At 63.2% G+C, this 22,270-nt stretch carries 20 protein-coding genes; 2 read left to right on the top strand and 18 right to left on the bottom strand.

Annotation, left to right across the window (positions count from 1 at the left end):
* Nucleotides 1-94 precede the first annotated feature (94 nt).
* The 14 genes from DXH78_RS11030 to miaA form a co-directional block, all read right to left on the bottom strand.
* Complete coding sequence (locus DXH78_RS11030; protein WP_115517074.1) at nucleotides 95-976, bottom strand: polyphosphate kinase 2 family protein; 882 nt, start codon at nucleotides 974-976, stop codon at nucleotides 95-97.
* Between the two features lie 12 nt (nucleotides 977-988).
* On the bottom strand, nucleotides 989-1,699 hold the full coding sequence (locus DXH78_RS11025) for an NUDIX hydrolase (RefSeq protein WP_115517073.1): 711 nt from the start codon (nucleotides 1,697-1,699) through the stop codon (nucleotides 989-991).
* On the bottom strand, nucleotides 1,696-2,592 hold the full coding sequence (locus DXH78_RS11020; RefSeq protein WP_115517072.1) for a PhzF family phenazine biosynthesis protein: 897 nt from the start codon (nucleotides 2,590-2,592) through the stop codon (nucleotides 1,696-1,698). Before DXH78_RS11020 ends, DXH78_RS11025 begins: the two co-directional genes overlap by 4 nt.
* A gap of 3 nt (nucleotides 2,593-2,595) precedes the next feature.
* Nucleotides 2,596-3,477: a pyridoxal kinase PdxY gene (pdxY, locus tag DXH78_RS11015; RefSeq protein ID WP_115517071.1), complete on the bottom strand. Its 882-nt coding sequence runs from the start codon at nucleotides 3,475-3,477 to the stop codon at nucleotides 2,596-2,598.
* 69 nt (nucleotides 3,478-3,546) lie between these two features.
* On the bottom strand, nucleotides 3,547-4,569 hold the full coding sequence (locus DXH78_RS11010; protein WP_115517070.1) for an ABC transporter substrate-binding protein: 1,023 nt from the start codon (nucleotides 4,567-4,569) through the stop codon (nucleotides 3,547-3,549).
* Nucleotides 4,570-4,653: 84 nt separating this feature from the next.
* Nucleotides 4,654-5,442 carry an ABC transporter permease gene (locus tag DXH78_RS11005; RefSeq protein ID WP_115517069.1) on the bottom strand — a complete coding sequence of 263 codons (789 nt, stop codon included), beginning with the start codon at nucleotides 5,440-5,442 and terminating at the stop codon, nucleotides 4,654-4,656.
* Entirely contained in the window at nucleotides 5,442-6,269 is an 828-nt protein-coding gene (locus DXH78_RS11000) for an ABC transporter ATP-binding protein (RefSeq protein ID WP_115517068.1), read from the bottom strand. The genes DXH78_RS11005 and DXH78_RS11000 overlap by 1 nt, the downstream gene beginning before the upstream one ends.
* Nucleotides 6,270-6,421: 152 nt before the next feature.
* The gene (gene ilvC, locus DXH78_RS10995) at nucleotides 6,422-7,441 is read right to left on the bottom strand and encodes a ketol-acid reductoisomerase (RefSeq protein WP_115517067.1); all 1,020 of its coding nucleotides are present in this window, start codon (nucleotides 7,439-7,441) and stop codon (nucleotides 6,422-6,424) included.
* Between the two features lie 94 nt (nucleotides 7,442-7,535).
* Entirely contained in the window at nucleotides 7,536-8,129 is a 594-nt protein-coding gene (locus tag DXH78_RS10990; RefSeq protein WP_115517066.1) for a LysE family translocator, read from the bottom strand.
* Nucleotides 8,130-8,684: an acetolactate synthase small subunit gene (ilvN, locus tag DXH78_RS10985; protein WP_245416795.1), complete on the bottom strand. Its 555-nt coding sequence runs from the start codon at nucleotides 8,682-8,684 to the stop codon at nucleotides 8,130-8,132.
* A 127-nt stretch (nucleotides 8,685-8,811) separates the two neighbouring features.
* Nucleotides 8,812-10,605 carry an acetolactate synthase 3 large subunit gene (locus DXH78_RS10980; RefSeq protein ID WP_115517064.1) on the bottom strand — a complete coding sequence of 598 codons (1,794 nt, stop codon included), beginning with the start codon at nucleotides 10,603-10,605 and terminating at the stop codon, nucleotides 8,812-8,814.
* 342 nt (nucleotides 10,606-10,947) lie between these two features.
* The gene (locus tag DXH78_RS10975) at nucleotides 10,948-12,987 is read right to left on the bottom strand and encodes a methyl-accepting chemotaxis protein (RefSeq protein ID WP_210209539.1); all 2,040 of its coding nucleotides are present in this window, start codon (nucleotides 12,985-12,987) and stop codon (nucleotides 10,948-10,950) included.
* A 185-nt stretch (nucleotides 12,988-13,172) separates the two neighbouring features.
* Nucleotides 13,173-15,227: a methyl-accepting chemotaxis protein gene (locus DXH78_RS10970; protein WP_115517062.1), complete on the bottom strand. Its 2,055-nt coding sequence runs from the start codon at nucleotides 15,225-15,227 to the stop codon at nucleotides 13,173-13,175.
* Between the two features lie 176 nt (nucleotides 15,228-15,403).
* A complete protein-coding gene (gene miaA, locus DXH78_RS10965; RefSeq protein ID WP_147292616.1) occupies nucleotides 15,404-16,324 on the bottom strand; it encodes a tRNA (adenosine(37)-N6)-dimethylallyltransferase MiaA in 921 nt (306 codons plus the stop codon).
* A gap of 4 nt (nucleotides 16,325-16,328) precedes the next feature.
* On the opposite strand from miaA, the gene serB reads away from it, so the two are divergent.
* Nucleotides 16,329-17,228 (top strand): phosphoserine phosphatase SerB, encoded by a 900-nt coding sequence (gene serB / locus DXH78_RS10960; RefSeq protein WP_245416794.1) that lies wholly within the window; start codon nucleotides 16,329-16,331, stop codon nucleotides 17,226-17,228.
* Between the two features lie 133 nt (nucleotides 17,229-17,361).
* On the opposite strand, the gene DXH78_RS10955 is transcribed toward serB, so the two are convergent.
* The 4 genes from DXH78_RS10955 to hflK all read right to left on the bottom strand — a co-directional run bounded on the left by DXH78_RS10955 (nucleotide 17,362) and on the right by hflK (nucleotide 21,264).
* A complete protein-coding gene (locus tag DXH78_RS10955) occupies nucleotides 17,362-18,861 on the bottom strand; it encodes a Do family serine endopeptidase (protein WP_115517060.1) in 1,500 nt (499 codons plus the stop codon).
* 149 nt (nucleotides 18,862-19,010) lie between these two features.
* The gene (locus DXH78_RS10950; RefSeq protein ID WP_115517059.1) at nucleotides 19,011-19,196 is read right to left on the bottom strand and encodes a DUF2065 domain-containing protein; all 186 of its coding nucleotides are present in this window, start codon (nucleotides 19,194-19,196) and stop codon (nucleotides 19,011-19,013) included.
* Nucleotides 19,197-19,210: 14 nt separating this feature from the next.
* Nucleotides 19,211-20,125 (bottom strand): protease modulator HflC, encoded by a 915-nt coding sequence (hflC, locus tag DXH78_RS10945; RefSeq protein ID WP_115517058.1) that lies wholly within the window; start codon nucleotides 20,123-20,125, stop codon nucleotides 19,211-19,213.
* Nucleotides 20,122-21,264, bottom strand: a complete 1,143-nt coding sequence (gene hflK / locus DXH78_RS10940) for an FtsH protease activity modulator HflK (RefSeq protein ID WP_115517057.1) — start codon at nucleotides 21,262-21,264, stop codon at nucleotides 20,122-20,124. The genes hflC and hflK overlap by 4 nt, the downstream gene beginning before the upstream one ends.
* Nucleotides 21,265-21,503: 239 nt before the next feature.
* Here hflK and DXH78_RS10935 point away from each other — a divergent pair, with 239 nt between their 5' ends.
* Nucleotides 21,504-22,268: an SDR family NAD(P)-dependent oxidoreductase gene (locus DXH78_RS10935; protein ID WP_115517056.1), complete on the top strand. Its 765-nt coding sequence runs from the start codon at nucleotides 21,504-21,506 to the stop codon at nucleotides 22,266-22,268.
* The last annotated feature ends 2 nt before the right edge of the window (nucleotides 22,269-22,270 follow it).

Below are 22,270 nucleotides of genomic sequence, written 5' to 3'. Positions count from 1 at the left end.
ATGTTAAACGGGGCCGGATCGGGCCCTTCTAGCCGATAGCGGCGGCGGCGGGCAAGTCTTCAATAGGTCAGCATGACTGACCGTTCCCCGGCCCTTACTTCTCCGCCTTCAGCGCCGCCTTGGCCTTTTCCAATTCGTCGAGCGCGGCGCCTTCCACCTTGGGATATTCGAGCTTGAGCCGCTCCAGCGCATCGACCAGCGCGCCGGCGACCGCCAGCCGCGTGAACCACTTCTTGTCGGCCGGGATGACATACCACGGCGCCTCCGGCGTCGAGGTTTCGCGGATCGCCTCTTCATAGGCCGCCATGTATTGCGGCCACAGTTTGCGCTCGGCGACATCGCCCATGGAGAATTTCCAGCGCTTGCCCGGCTCGTCGATACGGTCGAGAAAACGCTTGCGCTGCTCGTCGCGCGAAACGTTGAGAAAAAATTTCAGGACCAGCGTGCCATTGCGGGCCAGATGCTTTTCGAACGCGCGGATGTCGTCGAAACGCTGGTGCCAAATGTCCTTACCGTTCTTCGTGTCCGGCAAGCGCTGTGCCTTCAGATATTCAGGGTGGATGCGCACCACCAGCACCTCTTCGTAGTGCGAGCGGTTAAAAATGCCGATGCGGCCGCGCTCCGGCAGCGCCCTTGCGACACGCCAGAGAAAATTGTGGTCGAGTTCTTCCGCGCTCGGCTGCTTGAAGGACACGACTTGCACACCTTGCGGATTGACGCCGCTCATGACGTGCTTGATCAGGCTGTCTTTGCCGGCGGCATCCATCGCTTGCAACACCACCAGCACCGACCAGCGGTTATCGGCGTAGAGCCGCTCCTGCAGTTCGGCGAGGCGCTCGACACCCTCTTCGAGCAAAGTCTTGGCATCGTCCTTATCGATGGTCAGGCCGCAACAATCGCCCGGATCGAAATCGTCGAGCTTGAACTTGTCGGGCTGATCGATGCGAAAACGCTTGGCTATCTGGTCGAGCTTCATGAGACGCCTCCTTCAGGCGGCAAAACGGTGGCTCAGAAAGATACGCGCAAAGGAGCGCATCTGCAGGCTGAAATCGTCCGAGCCGCGGACGATACGGATATCGGCAAGCTCAGGCTGCCGCTCATGGGCCAGATGCTTGAGCATCCGCACGCGCAGAGCTTCGGCATCGAGCGGCGAGCGCATCACCTTGATGGCACAAATCAGGCTGCCATCGATGGCCAGCGTCCAGCCGGGTTCCTCCGTCAGTTCGGCGGCTTCGAGACCAGTCTCCTCCTTGAGTTCACGCCTCACGCTCAAGTCAAAATCGACCCGGCTGCCGACGAGATCGCTCAGGTCCGGCGTACCGCACGGAAAATAGATCTGGCCGGCGTTGAAAGTGTGCGCGCCCATCTCGCCGAGCAGGAAGGCGCCATCGGCCGACATCACCGCCGCGGCGCCGAAGCAGTCGTGGATGCCGGCCGCCGGTCGGCCCGATGCGATCCAGAATGTGAAGCTGGCATAGTCAGCCTCCATGAAGCCGCCGCCAAAAACACCGTCCTCAATCGCGCAGCGGTGCATCAACAGTACGCGGCCATTGAACAGTGCCGGCTTTTTCTTCTGCATGTCCGCAAACAGCGCGTCGATATCGCGGCGGTGCGCGTCGGCAAAAGCCCAGGGCCGCGGTTCGAAGGTCAGTTCGAGCCGGTCGACGTGAAGCACCTGCTCGCTGCCCGGCGATGTCATGCCTCGATAACGCCTTCGGTGATGACGACGGCATCGCCGCCGATCGAAGCTTCGCGCAAGGCTCCGCTAGCGACGCCGAGCGTCAGATGCAGAACACTCGGCCGGCCCATTTCGTAACCCTGCTCGATCGCCAGTCTGATGACGCCATCGGCCGGACGCTTGTGGGCAACGTAAAGCCCGGCGAACGACGCCAGCGCGCTGCCGGTCGCCGGATCCTCAGCAACACCGATACCGGGCGCGAACATGCGGACATGCAGATGATGGCCCGCCTCGGCGGCCTCCTCGCAGACGATATAGGCTTTGGCCGGGCCGCCCTGCCCGAAGGCCTTGGTGAAAGCCTCGCCATTCGGCTTCGCTCGCCCGACTGCCGCCAGCGAGCGGATGGCCACGATGGCAAACGGCACGCCGGCCGACCAGCGCGAGGGCGGAAAGGCGCGCACATCGATGTCGGCGGCGTCCAGGCCTAACCCATCGGCCAACAAAGCAGCATCCGGCAGCTCACCCACTCTCTCCGGCAACTGCGGCAGTTTAAACTCCGCAAAACCACTCTCGGCATCGTGCATGCGTACATCGCATGCGACTGCCCCGATCTTCTCCTCGATCACAAAACTCTGCGCTCCACCGCCGGCAGCACGCGCCAGCCCGACCGCCGCGCCGACGGTCGGGTGGCCGGCGAAAGGCAACTCCGAACCCGGCGTGAAAATGCGCATCGACGCCTTGTGCGCGGCGTCCTGCGGCGGCGCCACGAACACCGTTTCGGAATAATTGAATTCCCTGGCGATCGTCTGCATGGCCTGCGTGTCGAGGCCATCGGCGTCGAACACCATGCCGAGCGGATTGCCGGCAAAGCGCCGGCGGGTGAAGACATCGAGGGTGATAAAACGGCGTCGCATGGGTCAGATCTGCTTTTCTGCGTCGAGCGGCGGCGCGACCAATTGCTCGACCTCGAAACTACGGCTGGGCTCGACAACCTCTTGCTGCGCCTTCACCACCTGGATCTCGCGGGCGCCGGCTTCCAGACTTTTCTGCATGATACCGAACACCGAACTGCCGGCGCGCGCCAAAGCTTCTTTCGCGCCGCCCTGGCGCAGATAGTGCGCGAAAAACAGGGCGGCGATCAAATCGCCGGCGCCGTTGGCAACAAGTTGCAGCTTCGGCGTTCGCAGCAGATAGCAGCCGGTGTCGTCGGAGGCGAGCATGTCGATCGCGTCCTGTGGCGTCTCGTCGGTATGCAGCGAGGTCACCAGCACGGCCCGCGGCCCCATGTCATGCAGCGCCTTGACCGCATCGACCGCCTGCGCGCGCGTTGCCGACGGCCGGCCGGTGAGAAAATCGAGCTCGAACTGGTTCGGCGTAACGATATCGGCGGCCGGCAGCGCGGTCTTCTTGATGAAGTCCGGAATGCCTTCGCGCACGAACACGCCCTTGCCGACGTCGCCGATCACCGGATCGCAGCAATAGCGCGCCGACGGATTGGCGCGCTTGACGGTGCCGGCTGCCTCGACAATTGCCGCGGCGATTTCGGCGCTACCCATATAACCTGACAACAGGCCGTCGCATTCGGCGAGCACGCCGCGCGCTTCCAGACCCGCCATGAGGTCACGGATCAGCTTCGGTCCGAACACCTCGCCTTTCCATTCCCCGTAACCGGTGTGGTTGGAGAACTGCACCGTGTGGATCGGCCAGACTTCGACGCCCATGCGCTGCAGCGGAAACACCGCCGCCGAATTACCGACATGGCCATAGACGACATGGGACTGGATCGAGACGAGATTCATGTCCCCACAATAACAGAAACGGCGGGGAAGTTCCCCGCCGTTTCGCATATCAGTGGGTCGTAACGCGCCCTACTTCTTGTGGGCCGCTTCGACGTACTTGTTGGTGTAGGTCTTCGACAGGTCGACATTCGCCTTGGCGACATCGGGCGAGGACTGCGAGAACACCGCGAGCACCGCGGCGGCGCCCTTGGGGTCCATCATGCCGGTCTCCGAATACATCGGCAGCGTGTTCTTCAGTGCAGCGATGTAACCCGGCTTGTCCTTTCCGACCAACTCGGCCGGCATCTTCTCGGCAATTTCTTCCGGCGAGTGAGAATGGATCCACTTCAAGGTGGCGATGATGGCATTAGTCATCGCCTGCACTTCCTTTTCGTGCGACTTGATCCAATCAGCCTTGGTATAGAGCGCGCCGCCCGGATACTCGCCGCCAAACACTTGCAGCGTATCGTGCGCGGTGCGCGTATCGCTCAGGATCTTGAGATCCTTGTGCCGGCCAGCCAGCACCGTGATCGCCGGGTCGAGCATGATCGCAGCCTCGATCTCACCCTGTTCCATCGACGCAATCGCGGTCGCGCCGAGGCCGACGCCGATGACGCCGATCGAGTTCGGATCGACGCCGTTCTTGCTCAGCATGTATTTGAGGAAGAAGTCGGTGGACGAGCCGGGCGCCGAGACGCCGACCTTCTTGCCGGCGAGATCCTTGATCGACTTGATGGTTGCCGTGTGCTTGGGCGACACCACCAGCGCGAAGCCCGGATAGCGGTCATAGACGACGAAGGATTGCAGGTTCTGGCCCTTGGCGGCGAGATTGACGGTGTGGTCGAAATAACCGGAAACCACGTCGGCCGAGCCGCCCATGACCGCCTGCAGCGACTGCGAGCCGCCCTTGAAATCGACCACCTCGACATTGAGGCCGGCCTTCTCGAATTCACCGAGCTGCTTGGCCAGCATGGTCGGCAGATAGCACAGGCAGGAGGCGCCGCCGACGGCGAGGGTGATTTTGGTCTGGGCGAGCGCGGAACCGACCATCAGACCAGCCGAGACGACAAGCACGGCGGCCGCGGTGGCGGCGCGACGGAACAGCTTGGACATTCATTTCCTCCGTTTTGTGATTGGTTGGCGCAGAATTTAGGCCAGCAATCCTCGATTGCCTAGGCCGAAAAGGCCGCGCCGCCTTTACGGTTTCGCATCGCCCACGTTGGGCCGCCAGACCAGGAGGCGTTTTTCGACCACGGTCACGAGGGTGTCGATCACGATAACGAAGGCGGCGAGCACGAACATGCCGGCAAACACCCCGGCGACATCGAACACGCCCTCGGCCTGCTGGATCAGGTAGCCGAGACCGGCCGCGGCGCCGAGATATTCGCCTACGACGGCGCCGACCACGGCAAAGCCGACCGAGGTGTGCAGCGACGAGAACATCCACGACAGCGCCGACGGCCAGTAAACATGGCGCATCAGTTGCCGTTCGTTCATGCCGAGCATGCGCGCATTGGCGAGCACGGTGGGCGAGACTTCCTTGATGCCCTGATAGACGTTGAAAAACACAATGAAGAACACCAGCGTCACGCCGAGCGCGACCTTCGACCAGATGCCGAGGCCAAGCCACAAGGTGAAGATCGGCGCCAGCACGACGCGCGGCAGCGCATTCGCCATCTTGACGTAAGGATCGAACACCGCCGCGGTGCGCGGCTGTCGCGCGAACCAGAAGCCGACCAGCACGCCGCCGATCGAGCCGATGACGAAAGCGAGCGACGATTCGAGCAGCGTCACCCACAGATGTTTCCAGATCACGCCGGTGGCGAACCACTTGACGATCTGCTGCACAACATCGACGGGATTGGAAAAGAAGAACGGCGGCAGCAGGACGATGCCGAACACCGGCCAGGTCGTCAGCGCGTACCAGAGGGCGACGAACACGACGGCGACGAGAACTTGCAGGGCAAGCAGCGTTACGCGCGACATCACTTGCCCTCCGCCTGGGTATAGCCCTTGATGACTTCGTCCTTGAGCATCTGCCAGATGTCGCGGTGCAGGTCGTGAAACGCCGGTTCGAGCTTGACCTCGGCGATATCGCGCGGCCGCGGCAGGTTCACGCGCCAGTCGCCGATGACGCGTGACGACGGCCCCGCCGACATGATGACGACGCGGTCGGACAGCGCGATCGCCTCTTCCAGATCGTGGGTGACGAACAGCACGGCCTTGCGGTCGGCGCTCCACAGATCAAGCAGCAGGTTGCCCATGATCTGCCGGGTCTGCGCGTCCAGCGGGCCGAACGGCTCGTCCATCAGCAGGATTTTCGGATCGCGGATGAGCACCTGGGCCAGGCCCACGCGCTTCCTCTGCCCACCGGACAGCATATGCGGATAGCGGTCGCCGAAGGCGCCGAGACCGACCTTGCCGAGCCATTCCTTGGCGCGGGCGCGCGCCTCGGCCTGCGACACGCCGGCGACCTCCAGGCCGATGGCGACGTTTTCCAGAGCCGTCTTCCACGGGAATAGCGCGTCGGCCTGAAACAGGTACCCGGCCTGCCGGTTAAGGCCGTTGAGCGATCGGCCGAAAATGTCGGCTGAGCCCGCGGCCGGGGTCAGAAGGCCGGCAGCAATGTTGAGGAGCGTGGACTTGCCGCAGCCGGTTGGACCGACGATCGAGACGAATTCACCGTCGGCGAGCTTGAGTGTGGCATTGTGGACCGCGCGGAAGGTGCCGCCGTCGGCGAGACGGAACGCGACATCGACGTCTGTCAGCGCGACCGCCGCCTCGCCTGCTGCCGTTCCGCTCGTCGTCGCCATTCCGGCCCCGCCTCTCATATGCATTGCTCGGCGCGCAAACTAGCGGCTCGCGCGGCTAATGCAAACAGCAAGTCCGGCGACGAAATGCCCTGCTCTCAAAAGCAAAAGGGCCCGCACGGAGCGGGCCCTTCGCAGTCGCAGCAAGTTGAGTATCAGTTCTTGCTCTTGTCCACCATGGCGCGTTCCTTGATCCAAGGCATCATCTCGCGCAGCTTGGCGCCGACCTGCTCGATGGAGTGCTCGGCAAGCTTGGCGCGGGTCGCCTTGAACGAAGTCTGGTTGACCTTGTTCTCAAGCATCCAGTCGCGGGTGAAGCGGCCGGACTGGATATCGCCCAGAACGCGCTTCATCTCGGCCTTGGTCTCCGGCGTGATGATGCGCGGGCCCGTGACGTATTCGCCGTATTCGGCGGTGTTCGAGATCGAGTAGTTCATGTTGGCGATGCCGCCCTCGTAGATGAGGTCGACGATCAGCTTCACTTCGTGCAGGCACTCAAAATAGGCCATCTCCGGCGCGTAGCCGGCTTCGCACAAAGTCTCGTAGCCCGCCTTGATCAGCTCGACCAGGCCGCCGCACAGCACGGCCTGTTCGCCGAACAGGTCGGTCTCGCACTCTTCCTTGAAGGTCGTTTCGATGATGCCGGCGCGGCCGCCGCCGATGGCGGAGGCATAGGACAGGCCGAGGTCGTGGGCGTTGCCCGACGCGTCCTTGTGGATCGCGATGAGGCACGGCACGCCGGCGCCGCGGGCATATTCGGAGCGCACAGTGTGGCCCGGGCCCTTGGGCGCGATCATCAGCACGTCGAGATCGGGACGCGGGTCGATCAGGTTGAAGTGGACGTTGAGGCCGTGCGCGAACAGCAGCGCCGCGCCTTCCTTCATGTTGGCGTGCAGGTGATCGCGATAGATGTCGCCCTGCAGTTCGTCCGGGGTCAGCATCATCATCACATCGGCCCACTTGGCGGCCTCGGCGACTTCCATGGTCTTGAAGCCCGAACCTTCGGCCTTCTTGATGCCCTGCGAGCCCTTGCGCAGCGCGATCACGACATCCTTGACGCCGCTGTCGCGCAGATTGAGCGCGTGGGCGTGGCCTTGGCTGCCATAGCCGATGACGGCGACCTTCTTGCCCTTGATCAGGTTGAGGTCGGCGTCGCGATCATAATAAACCCGCATTGGTGTTCCTCTACTTGGATTAGTTGCCTTGCCCGGGGGAAATTCGGCCCTGCTTCTAGGACGCCCGGCACCGCCCTACAAGCCCCATAGAGCCCTAAAGAACCATCGGTACGATGCTCGCCACGAGCAGTAGCGCCATGACGATATTGAAGATTCTGGCGTGGCGCGGATTGCTGAGGAGGCCCCGCAGTGCCACGCCAAAGCCCGTCCAGGTGATCACCGTGGCCGCCGTGAACACGACATTGACCGCAATGAGAATGGCGGCGTCGAGAACCCGGTTTTCCGGCCGCACGAACAGCGCAACCATGGTCAGGCTCATCACCAGCGCCTTCGGATTGACCCACTGGAAGGCGACCGCCTGCCAGAAGGTCATCGGGCGAGCGAGATCGACATCGCCGCTTTGGGGACGCGCATTGGCGACCTTCCAGGCCAGCCACAGCATGTAGAGCGCACCGGCGATCTTCAGCGCCGTCTGCAGCTGGGGCATCGTGCTGAAAATCAGGCCGAGGCCCGCCGATGCCGCCAGCAGCAGGACGACGAATCCGGCGGTGATCCCAACCATGTGCGGAATGGTGCGCACGAAGCCGAAATTGACGCCGGAGACCGTCACCATAATGTTGTTCGGCCCCGGCGTGAACGCGGTTGCGAACACGAACACCACCAGCGCCGCAAAGATGTCGTATGGCATTTACATCGGGTCCGGTCCGCGCGCGATCGCCGCGATTCCCGTGCGCGACACTTCGACCAGACCCAGCGGCCGCATCAGCGCCACGAACTGCTCGATCTTGTCGCTCTTGCCGGTGATTTCGAAAACGAAGCTTTCGGTGGTGGCGTCGATGACGCGGGCGCGGAAGGCATCGGCGAGGCGCAACGCCTCAACCCGGTTCTCGCCCTTGCCGCACACCTTGACCATGGCGAGTTCGCGCTCGATCGCTTTGCCCGTCAGCGTCATGTCGACGACACGGTGAACCGGGACCAGACGGTCGAGCTGGTTCTTGATCTGCTCGATCACCATCGGCGTGCCGGTGGTGACGACGGTAATAAGCGACTGGTGCTTCTGGTGCTCGGTCTCCGACACCGTGAGCGACTCGATATTGTAGCCGCGGCCGGAGAACAGGCCGATCACACGGGCGAGCACGCCCGGCTCGTTATCGACCAGCACCGACAAAGTGTGAGTTTCCGGCTTCTGCACATTGGTAGCGGTCGGATAATGCGACGTGCTCGACGGGACGTTAGCGTTCACAGGTTTGATCCTTTTTTCCCTCGTCATTCCGGGGCCGGCCGAAGGCCAGAACCCGGAATCCAGAGGCAATCTCCGTATGCGTTTCTGGAATCCGGGTTCGCTGCTTCTCAGCGCCCCGGAATGACCACTACACCAGCATCTTGCCTTCCTCGGTGATAGCGTCGTCGAGAGACACGCCTGAGTCACCAAGGATCATTTCGTTGTGCGCCTTGCCCGACGGGATCATCGGGAAGCAGTTCTCCGCCTTGTCGACCACGCAGTCGAACAAGACCGGACGGTCGATATCGATCATCTCCTTGATGGCGTGATCGAGATCACCTGGTTTCTCGCAGCGGATGCCGACGGCATGCATCGCCTCGGCGAGTTTGACGAAATCAGGCAGCGCCTCGGAGTAGCTCTCCGAATAGCGGCTGCCGTGCAGCAGTTCCTGCCACTGCCGCACCATGCCCATGTAGCTGTTGTTGAGGATGAAGATCTTGATCGGCAGGCGATACTGCACCGCCGTCGACAATTCCTGCATCGTCATCTGCACGCTCGCCTCGCCGGCGATGTCGATGACCAGCGATTTGGGATGCGCCAATTGCACGCCGACCGAAGCCGGCAGGCCGTAACCCATGGTGCCGAGGCCGCCCGACGTCATCCAGCGGTTCGGCTCGTTGAAGTGATAGAACTGCGCCGCCCACATCTGATGCTGTCCAACTTCGGTCGTGATGTAGGTGTCGCGGTCCTTGGTCAGCTCGAACAGCCGCTGAATGGCGTATTGCGGCTTGATCACCTCGTTCGACGGCCGGTACGACAGCGACTTGCGGGCACGCCACTTGTCGATCTGTTTCCACCAGTCGCCCACGGCCTTCTTGTCGGCCTGCTTCTTCTCGGACTTCCACAGATGCAGCATGTCCTCGAGCGCGTGGGCGCAATCGCCGACGATCGGGATGTCGACGTGGACATTCTTGTTGATCGACGACGGATCGATATCGATGTGAATCTTCTTGGAACCGGGCGAGAAGGCATCGATGCGACCGGTGATGCGGTCGTCGAAACGGGCGCCGACGCAGATCATGACGTCGCAATCATGCATCGCCATGTTGGCTTCCAGCGTGCCGTGCATGCCGAGCATGCCAAGCCATTGCGGATCGGCCGCCGGATAGGCGCCGAGCCCCATCAGGGTCGAGGTGATCGGGAAGCCGGTCGCCTGCACCAGTTCGCGCAGCAGCTTGCTGGCATGCTTGCCGGAATTAATAACACCGCCGCCGGTGTAGAAGATCGGCTTCTTGGCTTTGGCCATCAGTTCGATCGCTGCCCGGATCGGAGCCGGATCGGCCTTCACCTTTGGATGATAGCCGGTGTGCGGAAACTCCTTCGGCTGCGAATACATGCCGGTGGCGAACTGAATGTCCTTCGGGATATCGACCACAACGGGGCCCGGACGGCCGCTGGCGGCGATATGGAAGGCCTCGTGCAGAACGCGCGGCAGATCCTCGATGCGCTTCACGAGGTAATTGTGCTTGGTGCAGGGCCGCGTGATGCCGACCGTGTCGCACTCCTGGAAAGCGTCGTTGCCGATCAGATGCGTCGGCACCTGCCCGGTGATGCAGACCAGCGGGATCGAGTCGCACAGCGCATCGGTAAGGCCGGTGACGGCATTGGTGGCACCGGGGCCGGACGTGACCAGCACGCAACCGACTTTGCCCGTCGAGCGCGCATAGCCCTCGGCGGCGTGAACCGCGCCTTGCTCGTGGCGGACGAGGATGTGGCGAACGTCCTTCTGCGCAAACAGCGCATCGTAAATCGGAAGCACCGCGCCACCCGGATAACCGAACAGGTGCTTCACGCCCTGATCAGCCATCGCCTGAATCACCATCTCCGCGCCAGTCATCTGCCGGGGCTCCGTGGTGTCCTTCGTCGCCGTGTGCTTGGTCATGGTCGGCTTCCTTTTCCGCTCGTCCTGTCGTTCTCGTCGTCTGCTGCAGCCAATAAAAAAGGCCCGCGAAGGGGCCACGTCCGGACACTCACCGAGGGTAGCAGTGGGCTACCCGGCCAGTGTCCGAACCTCGACTACGAGAATAATAATATTGCGCATTGTCTATGTCGTCCGAACTTTCGTTGCGCGCCTTATAGGGGCGTCATTTTGCCCGGTCAAGCGCCAAAACGCAGGGTAATACCGGTCCTGCAGGCCGGCAAGAGCGTTGCCGCAGGGCTAAGCCCCCTGGAAAACGAAGGGCCGGCACAAGGCCGGCCCCGCTTCATTAATTGGCTCGATGGGTCAGGCGGCCCGGGCCTTGGCAGAAGTTCGGGCCACGACCTTGCTGGCCGGCGCCAGACGGGCAGCAGCGGCCGGAGCCGGCGCGTCCATGCCCCCAACCTGGAAGAATGAGACTTGCTCGTTCATGGTGCGGGCCTGGTTTTCCAGAGTCTGCGCCGTCGCCGCGTTCTCCTCGACGAGGGCGGAGTTACGCTGGGTCAGTTCATCCATCTGATCGAGCGTGCGCTTGATCTCTTCGATGCCGGTTGCCTGCTCGCTACTTGCATTGGCGATCTCGGCCACCGCGTCGGCCACCTGGCGGATCGACTCGACGATTTCGTTGAGCGCGCTCCCCGCTTCGTTGACGAGCCCAACGCCCTCTTTCACCTGCCCCGTGCTGTTCGTAATCAGTTCGGCGATATCCTTGGCCGCCTGCGATGAGCGCTGGGCCAGGCTGCGGACTTCGGACGCCACCACGGCGAAGCCGCGACCGGCTTCACCGGCGCGCGCCGCCTCGACCGCCGCGTTGAGCGCCAGAAGGTTGGTCTGCCGGGCGATTTCGTCGATCACGCTGATGATATCGGCGATCTTGCGCGAGGACTCCTCGATACGCGCCATCGCCTTGACGGCGCGGCCGGCCACTTCGCCGCCGCGGTCGGCCACCTGACGGGTCGCCCGGGCGGATTTGGTCGCTTCCTGGGCACTCTCCGCGTTGCGCCGAACCGTGTTGGCGATCTCCTCCATAGACGCGGAGGTTTCCTCCAGGCTTGCGGCCTGCTCTTCGGTGCGCTGCGACAGGTCCGCAGTGCTTTGTGAAATCTCCGCCGAGGCGCTGGTCACTTCGTGCGACGAGTTCTTGATCTGGAAGATGGTGCTGCGGACCTGCTCGATCATCGTGCCGGCGGCATTGACGATCTGCGCGACCTCGTCCCTGGCTTCCATGCGCGGCAGCATAACGTTGAAGTCGCCTTCAGCGGCCTTCATCATGCCGTCCTGGATCAGACGCAGCGGTTGCGTCACGCGCCGCGACAGCAGGACCACAACGCCCGCCGTCAGAGCACCGGCCATGGCAAGAATGGCGAACTGGATTGCAAGCTTCCAGATGGCATCTTGCTTGAGCTTGTCGGCCCGCTCGGCGACGGCCCCCAGCGCCGCATTTGCGGTGCCAAGGATCAGGTTGAGCCTCGTAACCGAGAACTTGACCCAGTCGTTGGCCGGGACTTTCAAAGGCTGACCGGCCAGCGCCGCATCGAACTGATCCCGGCGAAGTTTGGCATAATCCGGTGCGAAGAAGCCCTTCGTCGCCGCATCCATCGCCTGATTGAAATCGGCCGGCAACGTCATGCCTTCGACAATCCCTTTAATTCCCGACCACGATGCATAGCCGGCGGCCAGGTAGGCCTCGTACTTCATCAAGGCGTCGGGCGCCGGCTTCAGACCGCCCACCGCATTCGACACGATCGTGTTGCTGTCGCCGGCCTGATTGCGCGCTGCCCAGGCAAGTTGCTTGATGTTGAACAACTGATCGATATAGGGGTCGCGCAGCTTGATCAGCGTGGTCAGCCCGCGGGAGATATCATCCAGCAGGTCGAGCAGCTCGCCGCCGGTCTTGTAATAAGTGTCGGCCAGACCGGGCGGCCGCTCGGCCTTCGGCCTGTCGAACGCCGCCGAAGTCTCGGCATGCAGGGCTTCCCATTTCTGGATCATCGTGGCCAGAGCGTCTGCCTGCCGGGCGATGCCGGGCGCATCGACCTCGCGCAGCGCGGCAAGCCCGGCTTTCAATGCAGGCATTTCGGCCGCTCGAGCCTCGGTCAGCATTGAGCGGTCGGTCGGCGCCTTATCGAGCCCCAGATAGCGGAAGGCTTGCGCCCGCTCCACCCGGATTTCTGGCAGCGCTTTGAACAGGTGGGTCGAAACCGCCGCAACTTTCGACAGAAGGTTGGCCGATTGATACTCGCGCCAGGACTGCCAGGCGCCCACGGCGACGGTGATCATGATGACGCCGGCCAAGAGACCGACGACCGATTTCAACAGCGCGTTGACCGACAAACGATTGAGCATGTTCATTCCCGAATGAAAGACGCCTGGACGTGGTTCCACTTTCGCGGGAAGAACTGAAAAGTTTATGATTACCTCCGCCGCTGTCGGACGGTTTTTACCTGCGGCGTTTTGTTCAAATAGATTAAGATTGCGTGCCGGGCGAACGGCCCGGCACGCTGCTGGCTGTTGCGGGCCCTTGAAGCGGCCTACGCCGCCTCGTCAATATCGGCGGCCCGCTTGTGACGGACCGGCGCCGCACCGCGCGCCGCCGGATGGCGCGTTTCAGCGGCAGGACTCATCTCGTCACCGAACCGGAAGAAGGCGATCTGTCCGTCCATCATGCGGGCCTGCTGCTCCAGCATCTTGGCGGTCGCCGCATTCTCTTCGACCAGCGCCGAGTTCTGCTGGGTCGTGTCGTCCATCATGTTCATCGCCTTGTTGACCTCGTCGACGCCCGTCGACTGCTCGGCGCTGGCGCTGGCGATATCGTTGATGAGGCTGGTGACCTTCTGGATCGAGTCGGTGATACGGCCGAGCGCGGCGCCCGCCTGGTTGACCAGATCGACCCCCTCCCGAACCTGTCCGCCGGACTTGGTGATCAACGCGGTGATGTCCTTGGCGGCCTGCGACGAGCGCTGCGCCAGGCTGCGCACTTCGGAAGCGACCACGGCAAAGCCGCGGCCGGCTTCACCCGCACGCGCAGCTTCGACCGCGGCATTGAGCGCCAGCAGATTGGTCTGCCGCGCGATCTCGTCGATGACGACGATGATCTCGGAGATGCTCTTCGATGATTCCTCGATGCGCGCCATGGCTTCGACGGCCTTGGCAACGACCTCACCGCTCTGATCGGAGATGGCGCGGGTATCGTCGGCCGAACGGCTCGCCTCGCGGGCATTCTCCGCATTCTGCTTGATGATCGAGGAAATCTCCTCCATCGCCGCGGTGGTCTCTTCCAGGCTGGCGGCCTGCTCTTCGGTGCGCTGTGACAGATCCGTGGTGGCGGTCGATATTTCGATCGAGGCGTTGGTTACCTCGGTTGCCGCCGATTTAATCTGCAGCAGCGCGCCGCGGACCTTGTCGGCCATGCCATTGACCGCCACCGCGATCTGGCCGATCTCGTCCGGCCGCTCGCGATACGGCACGTCCACGGCAAAGTCGCCATCGGCGATCTGGCCGAGCGGCTTGGTCAGCATGCGCAGCGGCCGAGCCACGGTGATGACACTGAAGGCGATCGCGCCGAAGAAGATGGCGATGCAGGCCACCAGCAGAGTCGCATTCAGAGACAGCATCCACAAACTGCTGGTCTGCAGATCCGCCGTATAGATCTCGCTGGCTTTGCCAGCGCCATTCATGACATCGAGGATGGTGGCGAGCAGCGGCGTCGTAGTGTCGACCCACTGGTCGTTGTTGACCGGGTACTTTCCGCCCGCGGCCGAAATTTTTCGGATTTCGTCGGCCATCGGCTGGAATTTGCCGAAATAACCGTCGGTCGCGGCCTTCACGCCAGCCGCGATCGTGGCGTGCTCGCCGTCAATGAGAGACGCCTGCAGCAAACGCCACAGCAATGCGACCTGATTGCGGATCACCTGGATTCTCTCGAGATTGGCGGCCGGAATGGCGGCGCCCGCCGAAATCGACTGCGCCAGCGTCGAACGCTCGCTGCCGCCGATATCGCGCATGTTCCAGGCATAGATACGGATCGCTGCCAGCCGCGCCAGTTCGGGATCCATGGCGCTGGTGCTGCTCAACACGCGATTCCAGAGTTTTTGCGCGGTGCTGGCAAAACCGGAAAGAGCGGGAACGGCGTTTTTGACGACGTCGCCGTCGCGCTGGGTCTTGGGCTGCTTGATCGCCTCGTCGGCCTTTTGCCGATATTGGTCGGCCTTGGCGCGGGCTTCGTTGAATTCCTTGACCAGTTCCTGCTTGCGCGGGAAGTCTTCCGTCATCAGCGCTTTCAAGGCCGCATCGATCTTGGCCTTGGAGCCGCTGCGCTGGCCCGCAATGTCCTTGAGCAGTTCGGTACCCGCCGGATCGGCGGCCTGCAACGCGCTGCTCACATAAGCGCGTTCGATCAGGATGTCGTAAACGCCGAGGATGAGCGCATTGGCAGCCGCGTTCTGACGATCCGCCTTCTGCGCCTTACTATAGAGCTCGTAGGACCGCCAGGTCTCCGACGACAGGGCCCAGATTGCGATCGGCACGACCAGAGCGAAGGTAACGGCAATGCGGGTCGAAATGCTCTTGAACGAGAAAAGCGCCATGACTCAAGGCTCCAGACGACAGATAAAATTAACATCCGCGATACGCGGAATTTATTTCAGTTTGTCGGTTGTGCCTTAAAGAGCCCTAAACCGAGGCCGAATTGCACAGACCCAGGACGGGAATATTCAATAAACTGGATTATGTTCTTTACTGAATTACCGCACTGCGAGGCCCGTCAGGCCGCCAAGCCGCGCATGATCGCGTCAAAGGCCTCGCCGGCCGGAATCATCGGCCAGTCTTTCATCTGACCGCGAAACCAGGTGTGCTGACGCTTGGCGTAGCGACGCGTGTCCATGATCGACCCGGCCACCGCTTCCTCGCGCGAGATATCGCCCTTTAGAAGACGGATCAGCCACGGCACACCGTGGGCCTTCATCGCCGGCAGCAATGGATCGAGATCGCGCGCGCCGAGCGCCTTTACTTCATCAAGAGCGCCGGCATCCATCATCGCGGCGAAACGGGCTTCGATGCGGGACACCAGTTCGGCGCGTTCGACAGTTACGAAAATCCTCGCCGCGCGCTCGGCTGGCAACAACGGCGCGGTGTTCTCGCCGTGCCAATCGCTGATCGAGCGGCCGGTCGCCAGCACCACTTCGAGCGCGCGGGCAATGCGCGAGCGGTCGAGCGGCATCAGCCGCGCCGCCGTCACCGGATCGCGCGCGATCAGTTCGGCATAAAGAGTAGAAACGCCATCGCGCTTCAGACGTTCGCGGACGTTGCCGCGAATCTCGGCCGAGATCGCCGGCACTGCGGCAATCCCTTCGGTCAGAACCTTGAAATAGAGCCCGGTGCCGCCGACTATGATTGGTACCCGCCCGGCCGCTGCGATATCGTCGAGTGCCTGGGCCACTTCGCGCAGCCACTGACCGGTCGAATAGGTCTCGGCGGGGTCGATATGCCCATACAGAAGGTGTGGCGCGCGCGCTTCCTCCTCCTCTGTCGGGCGGGCCGTGATGACGCGCAGGCCGGCATAGACTTGCATGGAATCGGCATTGACGATGGTGCCGCCGAGGCGCTCGGCCAAAGCCAGCGCCAGAGCCGACTTGCCGCTGGCGGTCGGACCGGCGATAAGCACCGCCTGTTTCAGCTCTGGCATCCGAATGACCTCGTCCACATCCTTCACCGCCACCATCATCGCCGGCCGCGAACCGCTCGACGACGGCGCGCTCGCGCACGCCCGCGCCGCCCTGCCCACCGCGGAAGCGCCACTCTGGCTCGACCCGGGGCGCGCCGCCGACATTCCCTTTAGCGCAAGCGCCGACGCCGACCAACGCGCGCTGAGCGAGACCTTGCGTGCCGCCCTGCCAGGAGCCGACGCGGTGGTTCAGCCATCGGCCACCCGGCGCAAGAAGCTGTTTCTCGCCGACATGGACTCCACCATGATCGGCCAGGAGTGCATCGACGAGCTCGCCGCCTTCGTCGGCCTGAAGGAGCACGTCGCCGCCATTACCGAGCGCGCGATGCGCGGCGAGATCGAATTCGAGCCCGCCTTGCGTGAGCGGGTCGCGCTGCTCAAGGGCCTGCCGGCCGCCGTCGTCGACGAGGTGATCGCCAAACACATCACGCTGACGCCGGGCGCACGCACCGCGGTCGCGACCATGCGGGCGCACGGCATCTATACCTGTCTCGTGTCCGGTGGCTTCACGCTGTTCACCGACCGCATCGCCACCATGATCGGCTTCGACGAAGCGCGTGCCAACACACTTGAGGTCGACGGCGGCAAGCTATCCGGTCTGGTGCGCGAGCCGATCTTCGGCCGCGACAGCAAGCGCTCGGCGCTGATCGAACTGCGCGACCGCTTCAGGCTCGCTGCCCATGAAACGATGGCGATCGGCGACGGCGCCAACGATCTCGCCATGATCGCCGAATCCGGCCTCGGCGTCGCCTATTACGCCAAGCCGAAGGTCGCAGCCGTCGCGCCTGCGCGCATCGAGCACGGCGATCTCACGGCGTTGCTTTATATTCAGGGTTACCGGCGCGACGAGTTCGCCGAAAGCTAAAAAAACGCCCGGGCGCCATGCAGCACGAAGTGATGCATGGCAGATCCGGGATCTTTTCAAACTCAGAAACTTGTAGCGGTCCCGGCTCTGCGGCGCAGCGTTTTCACGCCGCACCGCGTTCGGGACAGAACAACTATTGCAGGCCGATCGCCACAAAGCTCGGATCGCCCGACGGCGACACCACCAGCAGAACGACCGTCTTCTTGCCGTCCTTCTTGAGCTGATCGATCCGCTTCTGCAAATCGGCAGCGCTGGTCACCGGTTGTTGCTGCACCTCGGAGATCACCATGCCCGGTTGCAGCCGTTTCTCGGCAGCCGCCGAATTCGGATCGACGCCGGTGATGACGACGCCCTTCACCTTGTCCTCGATTTTGTACTTCTTGCGGTTGGCGTCGTTGAGGTTCGCGAGATCGAGGCCGAGCGCCTTCCGCACGGAGGACTTGTCCTCGTCCGGCTGGTCCTTCTTCGGCGTCAGCGACGCCGGTGTCGGTTTCTCGTCTTCGAGGCGGCCGAGCTTGACCGTCTTGGTCTCTTCCTTGCCCTTGCGGATGATGATGACCTCGACATCCTTGCCGACCGCAGTGTCGGCGACGATGCGCGGCAGGTCGCGCATTTCCTTGACGTCCTTGCCGTCGAACTTGACGACGACATCGCCGGGTTCGATGCCCGCGGGCTTGGCCGGCCCCTTGTCGTCAACGCCGGCGATCAGCGCGCCGCGCGCCGGCTTGATGTTCAGGCTTTCGGCGATTTCGTCGGTCACCTGCTGGATGCGGACGCCGAGCCAGCCGCGGCGCACTTCCTTGTAATTGCGCAGCTGATCGAGAACCGCGACCGCGGTCTTCGACGGCACGGCAAAGCCGATGCCGATCGAGCCGCCGGACGGCGAGATGATGGCCGTGTTGACGCCGATGACGTCGCCGTCGAGATTGAACAGCGGGCCACCCGAGTTGCCGCGGTTGATGGCAGCGTCGGTCTGGATATAGTTGTCGTAGGGGCCCGACTGGATATCGCGGTTACGTGCCGAGACGATGCCGGCGGTCACAGTGCCGCCGAGCGAGAACGGGTTGCCGATCGCGATCACCCATTCGCCGAGACGCAGCTTGTCGCTGTCGCCGAACTTCACGGCCTTGAGCGGCTTCGTCGGCGTCACCTTCAGAAGCGCAAGATCGGTTTTCTTGTCGGTGCCGATCAGTTCGGCCTTCAGCGTCGAGCCGTCATTGAGAATGACGCTCACCTCGTCGGCATCGGCGATGACGTGATTGTTGGTCACGACATAGCCTTCGGCGTCGATGATGAAGCCGGAGCCGAGCGAATTGACCCGGCGCGACTGCGGCGCGTTATTGCCGTTCGGGCCCTGTCCGCCCGGACCACCCGGACCGCGGCGGTTCTTGAAGAACTCTTCGAAGAACTCTTCAAAGGGCGAGCCCGGCGGCAATTGCGGCATGGCGCCGGAATTCAGATCGACCTTTTGCTTGGTCGAAATGTTGACCACAGCGTCGATCACCTGCTCGGCGACGTCGGCGATGCCTTCCGGCCCCCGCGCCAAAGCGGGCGCGGTCGTCAGGGGGCCGGCCAGCGCGGCGGCAAGCACGAGTGCAAAAGCCGTTGTGTAACGAATTGAAGGGGCGCCCATTGGCGTCGATTCTCCTGGAAAGGGTCATGACAAAGTGACCCTGAATTAGCGGCGATTCAAGGGCGGCCGCACGATAACGCCATCAAGAGCGCGCGAGAAAGCCGCGGTACTGGCGTGTCCCGCCGCTTTTGTCGCAGCCCAGGAGGGGCTTAACCTCGTACCGCCCAGACGATCACCAGTCCGACAATGGCCGAGCCGAGCCCGATCAGCCGCAAAGTCGCCGGCGGCGTGTTGAGCACACTTTCAAGGGCCTTTTTGCCGTGCGCCGGAAAGGCCGCGAAGATCAGCCCTTCAATGACGAAGACCAGACCCAGCGCAGCCAGAAAGTCCGACATTCCGCGGGGCGCCACTACCGGGCCGGCGCTGTCGGCGCCACAACCGCTTGGCCCGGCTGGACACCGGTCGGCTGGTTGAAGAAGCGGAAAAAGCTGTTGTCCGGCTTGAGCAACAACCGCGTGTCGCCGGGTTTCATGCTGGTCTCATAAGCCTGCATCGAGCGGTAAAAGGAGAAGAACTCAGGGTCCTTGTTGAAGGCGTCGGCGAAGATCTGGTTACGGGTGGCATCGCCTTCACCGCGGATCTGCTCCGACTTCGACTGGGCTTCCGCCACCAGAACCGTGACGTCGCGATCAGCGCGCGAGCGGATTTCCTGGGCGCGCTGGGCGCCCTGGGCGCGGAATTCAGCCGCTTCACGGGCACGCTCGGTCTGCATCCGCTGATAGACAGCCTGGCTGTTCTGCTCGGGCAGGTCGGCGCGGCGGATTCGGACGTCCACGACCTGAATGCCGTAACCGCCGGCTTCCTTGTCGACGAGCTGAAGGATGCGCTCCATCAGATCCGAGCGCTGGTCCCGCACGACATGCGTGAAGGTCGCCTCGCCCAGCACGCGGCGCAGCGCCGAGTTGAGAAGAATCGTCAGCTGCGAGTTGGCACCCTGAATCGAACCGAGCGTCTGGTAGAATTGCAGCGCGTTCTTGATGCGATAGCGCGCGAAGGCATCGACCACCAAACGCTTCTGGTCGGAGGCGATGACTTCCTGCGCCGGCGCCTCAAGATCGAGAATCCGCTTGTCGATGGTGATGACGTTGTCGATGAACGGCGCCTTGAAGTTGAGGCCCGGCTCGCTGACAACGCGCACCGGCTGACCGAGGCGGACCACGAGGGCCTGCTGTGTCTGGTAGACGCTGAAGAGCGACGAGTAGCCGAGGATCAGCACGGCCGCGAGGATGACGACGGCAACGCCGCCGATGAAGTTCAATCTCATGGGCGTGCTCCGGTCGTCGGCGTGCGCGGCTGCGGGCGCGACAGTTCGTTCAGCGGCAGATAGGGCACGACGCCCGAGTTGCCGGCGCCTGAATCCAGGATCACCTTGTCGGCGCCGCCGAGCACGCGTTCCATGGTTTCGAGATACATGCGCTCGCGCGTGACGTCCGGCGCCTTTTTGTATTGCTCGTAAATCTGATTGAAGCGCGACGACTGGCCGGTCGCTTCCGCCACAGTCTGCGACTTGTAGGCTTCGGCGGCCTGCGTGATCTGCGCCACCCGGCCGCGCGCTTCCGGCACGACGCGGTTGGCGTAGCTCTGCGATTCGTTGACGGCGCGCTCGAGGTCGGCGCGCGCGGCTTGCACGTCGCGGAAGGCGTCAATGACCTGCTGCGGCGGATCGACCTTCTGCAACTGAACCTGCTGGATGAGAATGCCGGCGCCGTAACCGTCCAGCGTCTTCTGCATCAGTTCGTGAACGGCGTTCTCGATGGTCTGACGCGCGCCGGTCAGGATCGGCTGAATGTCGGAACGGCCAACCACTTCTCGCATGGCGCTTTCGGCGACCGCCTTCACCGTACCTTCGGGATTCTGAATATTGAACAGGTAGTCGCCAACGCCGGTCGGCTTCACCTTCCACAGCACCGAGAAATCGACGTCGACGATATTCTCGTCGCCGGTGAGCATCAGACTCTCTTCCGGCACGTCGCGCACGGTCGAGCCGCGGCGCACATCGTCGGTCGTACGCATGCCGATATCGATCTTGTTGACGCGCAGCGCCTTCGGCGTCAGGGCGGTCTCGATCGGATAAGGCAAATGATAGTTCAGGCCCGGCTGGACCTCGCGCACTTCCTTGCCGAAGCGCAGCACGACGCCGAGCTCATCGGGCTCGACGCGGAAGAAACCGGAGAAGCCCCACAGCACCACGGCGGCGAGCGCCGCCAGCGCGATGCCCTTGCCGCCCATATTGCCAGGCAGCACGCCGCGCAGCCGGTCCTGGCCGCGGCGCAGAATTTCCTCAAGATCGGGCGGCCGGCCGCCCGACGGAGGCGGGCTCGATCCCCACGGGCTTTTGCCGCCGCCGGACCCCCACGGTCCGCCAGACCCGCCACCACCACCGCCTTGATTGCTCCACGGCATAAATCGAATCTCCTGGCGCCCGACCAACAAGCGGGCCCTGCCTTTAGTTGGGAGGGGTTATAGGGGACGCAAGGGCTCGATACAACGCGCTGTCATGCCGCATTTTCATCGAAATGACGGGCACATGCACGGATGCTCGGCGGATTTGCCAGCGCCATGCGCCTGCCTGCCGCCGCGTGTGGTAAATACGCCGCTCGGCACAATAGACTCCAAAAAGCATCGAACGGGGGACGGCTTCAATGAGCGCATTCGATTTGAGTGGCCGCGTTGCGCTGGTCACGGGCGGCAATGGCGGCATCGGCCTCGGCATGGCGAAGGGCCTGGCCAGCGCCGGTGCCACGGTCGTCATTGCCGGACGCAACAAGGCCAAGGCGGACGCGGCGCTGGCCGAATTGCGGGCGATCGACCCGAGGGCGGATTTCATCGAGATCGACGTGCTGAAGGAAGAGTCGTGCCGCGGCGCCGTGAAGGCGGTCGCCGACAAGTTCGGCCGGCTCGACATCCTCGTCAACAATGCAGGCACCGCCGTGCGCAAGCCGCCGGAAGAACTGACCGCGGCGGAATGGCACCTGGTGATGGACACCAATGTCACCAGCGCCTTCCTGTGCTCGCAGGCGGTTTATCCGCACATGAAAAAAGTCGGCGGCGGCAAGATCATCAATATCGGCTCGATGATGACCATCTTTGCTTCGTCCTATGCGGCGCCTTACGCGTCCAGCAAAGGCGCCATCGTGCAGATGGCCCGTTCCTTCGCGGTCGCCTGGGCCAAGGACAACATCCAGGTCAATTCCATCCTGCCCGGCTGGATCGACACCGAACTGACCAAGAAGGCGCGCGAGCAGGTCCCCGGCCTACACGAGCGCGTGCTGGCGCGCACGCCGGCGGCGCGCTGGGGGGCGCCGGGCGATTTCGCCGGCATCGCGGTGTTCCTGGCGTCGCCGGCGTCGGACTTCCTCACCGGCACGGCGATTCCGGTCGACGGCGGTTATTCGGTGATGGCCTGACA

The sequence above is a fragment of the Undibacter mobilis genome, from assembly GCF_003367195.1.
GTDB classification, from domain to species: domain Bacteria; phylum Pseudomonadota; class Alphaproteobacteria; order Rhizobiales; family Xanthobacteraceae; genus Pseudolabrys; species Pseudolabrys mobilis.
The sequence above is the reverse complement of the archived record's forward strand: the minus strand, read 5'-3'. Positions and strand labels throughout refer to the sequence as shown.